General features: G+C 58.6%; 4 protein-coding genes. 2 read left to right on the forward strand and 2 right to left on the reverse strand.

All coding sequences use genetic code 11. The features are described from left to right. Positions 1-450: 450 nt before the first annotated feature. Together ACRER8_RS00565 and ACRER8_RS00570 are read right to left on the reverse strand one after the other, a co-directional pair. The gene (locus ACRER8_RS00565; RefSeq protein WP_431744434.1) at positions 451-921 is read right to left on the reverse strand and encodes a MaoC family dehydratase; all 471 of its coding nucleotides are present in this window, start codon (positions 919-921) and stop codon (positions 451-453) included. 44 nt (positions 922-965) lie between these two features. Then, entirely contained in the window at positions 966-1,928 is a 963-nt protein-coding gene (locus ACRER8_RS00570; RefSeq protein WP_431744435.1) for a lysophospholipase, read from the reverse strand. A gap of 225 nt (positions 1,929-2,153) precedes the next feature. Between ACRER8_RS00570 and fadD2 the strand changes: the two genes are divergently transcribed. Then, complete coding sequence (gene fadD2 / locus ACRER8_RS00575) at positions 2,154-3,842, forward strand: long-chain-fatty-acid--CoA ligase FadD2 (protein WP_431744436.1); 1,689 nt, start codon at positions 2,154-2,156, stop codon at positions 3,840-3,842. Positions 3,843-4,283: 441 nt separating this feature from the next. Next, positions 4,284-5,981 carry a long-chain-fatty-acid--CoA ligase FadD1 gene (gene fadD1, locus ACRER8_RS00580; protein ID WP_431744437.1) on the forward strand — a complete coding sequence of 566 codons (1,698 nt, stop codon included), beginning with the start codon at positions 4,284-4,286 and terminating at the stop codon, positions 5,979-5,981. The last annotated feature ends 112 nt before the right edge of the window (positions 5,982-6,093 follow it).

Raw genomic sequence — 6,093 nt, forward strand, 5'->3', positions numbered from 1 at the left:
ATCTGTGACTGACCCACCGCATTCGCCAGCAAGCCGGCTCCTACAGGTTTTGCGGCGAACCGGGATTTGGCCTGGGGGCGCAATCCCCTGTAGCAGTCCGGCTTGCTGGCGGTGGCGACGCCGGCAAGCCATGTTGCAGATCCTTTTACGCGATAGTCCAGACACCGCCGAACGCGACTTGGGTGCAGGCCGAACGCAGGCTTGGCTGCGTGGGCCGAGCGGCATGGATGCCGCGAGAGCCGCCCCCGCCATGGACGACGGATGGCGGCGGGCCCACGGAGCCCCTGCGTGAGGGTATTCCGACGGAGGAGGAACCCAATCAGGAGCAGGCCCCCTTGGTTACTTGGGGGCTTTTCCAAGTAACTCGCCGGAGGCGAAACGCTTCTGCCGTTAGGCAGAATCTGTCAGCGCCACCCGAGATAACGGATATACACCAAGAACCCCGCGGCATCACCCAACAGTAATCACCGGCAACTCCGCCAGACCCACCGTCTGCTCCTTACGCGGCGCAAGAATTTCCGCCTCACCATCAACCACCAGTTCCTCATTCTGATTGAACACTCGCGTCGCTATCCGCACGCGAAACTTTGGCAGCTTCTCGAGAATCTCCAAACGCACCGTCAAGGTATCGCCAATCTTCACCGGCTTCTGAAAACTCATCTGCTGCCCCAGATAAATCGTCCCCGGCCCAGGCAACTCACAGGCCACAGCCGCACTGATCAACGCGCCGCTGAACATGCCATGGGCGATACGATCCTTGAACATGCTTTTGGCCGCGAACTCTGCATCCAGATGCACCGGGTTACGGTCTCCGGACATTTCGGCGAACAGCTGGATATGACGCTCTTCCACGGTCTTGCTGTAACTGGCGGTCTGGCCGACTTCAAGGGCTTCGTAAGGCGTATTGGTGACTTGAGTCATGGTGCGGTCCTGTGACGTGAAAAATGAAAAGTTAAAAAGGCAGGTCATTGGGTGCTGGACGACCGTGGCTGCGTCAGCGCCTCTTCGAGCCACGCGAGTAAATCACGGGTGACTTCATCGCGGTTGGTCTCGTTGAGAATTTCATGCCGCGCCTGCGGGTAAATCTTCAGCGTTACCAACCGATGCTCCGTGGCCGTCAGCGCATCAGCGAGATCTTTGAGACGTTTGCCCTCGCTTACCGGATCACATTCGCCGCCCATGATCAGCAGCGGCAGGTTTTTATCGATCTGCGAAAGGTTGGAGGTTTTGCTGATTTGCTGCAGGCCGCCGAGCATGTCCAGCCAGAACTGATTGGTACAGCGAAAGCCGCATAGTGGGTCGTTCACATACTTGTCGACTTCGTCCGGATCGCGGCTCAGCCAGTCAAAAGACGTACGCACTGGCTTGAATTTGTTGTTGAACGAGCCGAACGACAGGAACTCGATCAGCCCGATGCGCCCGGTCGGCCCCTGACGCCAACTTTCCATGCGCGCTACCACTGTGGCGATGCGGTAGAGCGAGACCGGCTGGAAGTTCGAGCCACTGAGCACCGCACCCTGCAGGCTGGCGCTGTGACGCAGCAGATACGCCTGGGCGATGTAGCTGCCCATGCTGTGGCCCAACAGAAACACCGGCACGCCAGGATGCCGTTGAACGATCGAGGCATTGAGGCTGGCCAAGTCACCCACCACCTTGTCCCAGCCATCCTTGTCGGCGTAATGCCCGAGCACTCCGTGAGCGGCGGTGTGGCCGTGGCCACGCTGGTCATGGGCATACAAGGCGAAACCCGCCTCAGTCAGCGCCGTACCAAGCCGCTCATAACGGCCAGTGTGCTCGGCCATGCCATGGGAGAGCATCATCACAGCCTTTGCAGGCTCGGCACCCGCACCGGCGCTGGCCGGCAGCCAGGCGTTCACGAACAGGCGATTGTGATCGGATGTGTCCAGCCAAAAGGCATCGTGTTTCATGGCGTTTCCCTGCCCTTGTAAGAAATTGTCTTGAAAAAGCGCTGTAGCGACTGCTGTTCAGCAGTGTATAGCCGTTGCGCAATGACAGGCTGATCACCCGCGAGATTCACGTCATTGATGAGGCCCGGCGGCCTATTTGCCTTCTCCGGGTTAGCTGCTAACGTCCGGCAAACACCCGTGCACAGCGGCGGGGCCGGCACTCTCAGGTAAGAGGATAAAAACAACATGCAACCTGAATTCTGGAATGACAAGCGCCCGGCGGGCGTCCTCTCCGAGGTGGATCTGCACGCGTACAAGTCAGTGGTCGAGGTGTTCGAGCGCAGTTGCAGGAAGTACGCGGATCGTCCGGCCTACAGCAACATGGGCGTGACGCTGACCTACGCCGAGCTTGAGCGGCACTCCGCGGCCTTTGCCGGTTATCTGCAGCAGCAGACCGAGCTCAAACCGGGCGATCGTATCGCCGTGCAGATGCCCAACCTGATCCAGTACCCCATTGCGGTGTTCGGTGCCATGCGCGCCGGTCTGATCGTGGTCAACACCAACCCTTTGTATACCGCCCGCGAAATGCGCCATCAGTTCAAGGACTCCGGCGCCCGCGCGCTGGTGTATCTGAATGTCTTCGGCAAGAACGTCCAGGAAGTCCTTCCGGACACCGAGATTCAGTACCTGATCGAAGTGAAAATGGGCGACATGCAGTCGCCCGCCAAGGGATGGCTGATCAACACTGTGGTCGAGAAGGTCAAGAAGATGGTCCCCGAGTACGACCTCCCGCAGGCCGTGTCTTTCAAGAGCGTGCTGAAACTGGGCCGGAGTGATCACTTGCGCCAGGTGCAACTGGATCTGGATGACATTGCCGTTCTGCAATACACCGGCGGGACCACTGGCTCGCCCAAGGGCGCGATGCTTACTCATGGCAACCTGGTGGCGAACATGCAGCAGGTTTATGCCTGCATGTTGCAGCACGGCCCGGACGGATCGCCGATCTTCAAGCAGGGCAGCGAGATCATGGTGGCGCCGCTGCCGCTGTATCACATCTACGCGTTCACCTGTAACTGCATGTGCATGATGGTCAGCGGCAACCACAACGTGCTGATCACCAACCCACGGGACATCGGCGGATTCATTAAAGAGCTGAAGAAGTGGAAGTTCTCGGCGATGCTTGGCCTCAACACACTATTCGTGGCGCTGATGGATCACCCGGATTTCAAGAACCTGGATTTTTCCAACCTGCGCCTGACCAACTCGGGCGGCACGGCGCTGGTGAAGGCGACCGCCGAACGTTGGCTGCAACTCACTGGCAGCCCAATCGTCGAAGGCTACGGCCTGACCGAAACCTCACCTGTGGCCACGGCCAATCCATATGGCGACAAATCGAAACTGGGCACCGTCGGCATGCCGGTGCCGGGCACGACAGCCAAGGTGATCAGTGACGATGGCGTCGAGTTGCCGGTGGGCGAGCGCGGCGAATTGTGCCTCAAGGGGCCACAGATCATGCTCGGTTACTGGCACAAGCCCGACGCCACCGCGGAAGTGCTGGACAGCGAAGGTTGGCTGAAAACCGGCGACATCGCGGTGATCGACCCGGACGGCTTTATCCGCATCGTTGACCGCAAGAAGGATCTGATCATCGTCTCGGGTTTCAACGTCTATCCCAATGAGATCGAAGACGTGGTGTCGCGCCACCCGAAAGTCGCCAACTGCGCGGTCATCGGCGTGCCGGACGAACGTTCGGGGGAGGCGGTGAAGTTGTTCGTGGTGCCGCGGGATTCGGGCCTCACGACCGAGGAGTTGAAGGCATATTGCAAGCAGAACTTCACCGGCTACAAGATCCCCAAGCACATCGTGCTGCGTGAGTCGCTGCCGATGACACCTGTGGGCAAAATCCTGCGACGAGAGCTTCGCGATACCGCCTGAGGCGGCTATATCAAGAAACGGCGTGTTGAGAAACACGCCGTTTTTTTTGTGCCGAAATGGGTGGCCACGCCGCGCAACCCTGTGGAAGCGAATTCATTCGCGAGACGCTAGTGCAGGCGCTATATATGTGTCGATCATGCTGACGCCTTGCGAATGAATTCGCTCCCAAAGAGGTTCGGATTCGCCAGGCGAAGCAAGCCAAAAGTGAGATTTTCCGACATTTAGGTTCATTGCTCTAAACATGACCAATGAACATTCAAGAGTCATGTTTATGACTGTAGAGGCTGCGTTTGCCTCTGGTCGGCCTTTGGCAAAGCTGCTACGCTCGGCCCGCTTTTTGTTCTGTCGGTAAGCAAAAGGCTGTGGCTACAACATTCCAAACACAAGAAATCATCGCATTAAGCGGTGTGTAGAAACGCTGTCGCTGAGGAGTCGGCTTCCATGATCGAAAACTTCTGGAAGGATAAATATCCGTCTGGTATCGCTGCCGATATCGATCCGGACGAGTATCCAAACGTTCAGGCGGTATTGAAACAGTCCTGCGAGCGTTTCGCCAACAAACCTGCATTCAGCAACCTGGGCAAGACACTCACTTATGGTGAGATGTACGAGTTGTCCGGGGCTTTCGCCGCATATCTGCAACAGCATACCGACCTGCAACCGGGCGACCGCATCGCCGTGCAGCTACCGAACGTACTGCAATATCCGATCGCCGTGTTCGGTGCCATCCGCGCCGGGCTGATCGTGGTCAACACCAACCCGCTGTACACCGCGCGGGAGATGGAACACCAATTCAACGACTCTGGCGCCAAGGCGCTGGTGTGCCTGGCGAACATGGCGCACCTGGCCGAGAAGGTCGTGCCCAAGACCGGCGTCAGGCACGTGATCGTCACCGAAGTCGCCGACCTGTTGCCGCCGCTCAAGCGCCTGCTGGTCAACAGCGTCATCAAGTACGTGAAGAAGATGGTGCCACCGTTCCATCTGCCCAAGGCCATCAAGTTCAACGATGTCCTGGCAAAAGGTCATGGCGTACCAGTACAAGACGCCGCCCCGAAAAGTGAAGACGTCGCCGTACTGCAATACACCGGCGGCACCACGGGCGTGGCCAAGGGCGCGATGCTGACCCACCGCAACCTGATCGCCAACATGTTGCAATGCAAGGCATTGATGGGCTCCAACCTCGACGAAGGCTGCGAGATCCTGATCACGCCGCTGCCGCTGTATCACATCTATGCGTTCACCTTTCACTGCATGTCGATGATGCTGATCGGCAACCACAACATCCTGATCAGCAACCCGCGTGACCTGTCGGCCATGGTCAAGGAGCTGTCGAAGTGGAAGTTCAGCGGTTTCGTCGGCCTGAACACACTGTTCGTGGCGCTATGCAATAACGCCGACTTCCGCAACCTGGATTTCTCCTCGCTGAAAGTCACGCTGTCCGGCGGCATGGCTCTGCAGCAGGCCGCCGCCGAACGCTGGAAGGAAGTGACCGGCTGCTCCATCTGCGAAGGTTACGGCATGACCGAAACCAGCCCGGTGGCCACCGTCAACCCGATCCAGAAGATTCAAATGGGCACCATCGGCATTCCGGTGCCGTCAACCCTGTGCAAGACCATCAACGATATCGGCGAAGAGCTGCCGTTAGGCGAAGTGGGCGAGTTGTGCGTCAAGGGCCCGCAGGTCATGAAGGGTTACTGGCAGCGTCAGGAAGCTACCGATGAAATGCTCGACGCCGAAGGCTGGTTGAAAACCGGTGACATCGCGGTGATCCAGCCGGACGGCTACATGCGCATCGTCGATCGCAAGAAGGACATGATTCTGGTGTCTGGCTTCAACGTCTACCCGAACGAACTGGAAGATGTGCTGGCGACCCTGCCGGGCGTGCTGCAATGCGCGGCCATTGGGGTGCCGGACGAAAAATCGGGCGAGGCGATCAAGATTTTCGTGGTGGTCAAACCGGGCACGACGCTCACCAAGGATCAGGTCATGGAACACATGCGCGCCAACGTCACCGCCTACAAAGTGCCGCGTAGCGTAGAATTCCGCGATGCCCTGCCGACCACCAACGTCGGCAAGATCCTGCGCCGCGAATTGCGGGATGAAGAGTTGAAAAAGCTGGCGCTGAAAAAACCGGCGTGACCGTTTCCGGCCCGGCCAAACCCCGCCATCGTGCGGGGTTTGTCGTTTTTACGTCCCACGCATTCCTTGTAGGAGCCGGCTTGCTGGCGAGCGCGGCGGATCAGTCGACAAC

The sequence above is a fragment of the Pseudomonas sp. genome, assembly GCF_050739935.1.
In the GTDB taxonomy this organism is placed as follows: Bacteria; Pseudomonadota; Gammaproteobacteria; order Pseudomonadales; family Pseudomonadaceae; genus Aquipseudomonas.